Origin of the sequence: Microbulbifer epialgicus, assembly GCF_041447265.1 — a bacterium.
Classification (GTDB): domain Bacteria; phylum Pseudomonadota; class Gammaproteobacteria; order Pseudomonadales; family Cellvibrionaceae; genus Microbulbifer; species Microbulbifer epialgicus.
This window is the reverse complement of sequence record NZ_JBGMEK010000280.1, coordinates 1-626: the sequence shown is the minus strand read 5'-3', so window position 1 is coordinate 626 and position 626 is coordinate 1. Positions and strand designations below refer to the sequence as shown.

Below are 626 nucleotides of genomic sequence, written 5' to 3'. Positions count from 1 at the left end.
AGGGGTCGAACCTGTGACCTACGGCTTGTAAGGCCGTCGCTCTCCCAACTGAGCTAACCACCCTGTGTCAGGAGCTGCGTATCTTAATGATATTTTTTTCACGGTCAACAGATTTTTACGAAAAGACTTCAAAAAAATTAATGGAATAAAAAAGCACCAACTTTTGCTTAAAAAATAATTATTGGGAAACTGCTCGGATGTTTTGTCAGCAGAAAAAAGTGCTTGCCACCTTTTTGTTGAGAAGTTTCCTCTAGTGATGCTGGCTGGAATTAAATTGTATTGGCAGGGGAATAAATTTTTTGGTGATGGCAAACTCTTCCGCGTATGGAAAATTTTTAAAGGCGCAGAAAATTATCGTAAAAATTTGTTGGCACTTCATTGGGCTGGCTTGCGCTTTGTTGTGGGTGGGTCTGGATCAGTTTGAAATAGAGGCTGCTTGATACACTGATAGTTGGTTTTGTTGGGGGGGGCTTTAGTGAAAGAAGATGAAAATTAAAGAAACGGAAAATGCAAAAACCACATACAAAAAAGCCCCGCTCTTTCGAGCAGGGCTTTTTTGTATGTGGCGGACCGGACGGGACTCGAACCCGCGACCTCCGGCGTGACAGGCCGGCATTCTAACCAAC

General features: G+C 43.3%; 1 protein-coding gene. It reads left to right on the top strand.

What is annotated here, in order from left to right; all coding sequences use genetic code 11:
* The first annotated feature begins 202 nt into the window (after nt 1-202).
* Nucleotides 203-424 carry a hypothetical protein gene (locus tag ACCI49_RS25010; protein ID WP_371841974.1) on the top strand — a complete coding sequence of 74 codons (222 nt, stop codon included), beginning with the start codon at nt 203-205 and terminating at the stop codon, nt 422-424.
* Nucleotides 425-626: the final 202 nt, after the last annotated feature.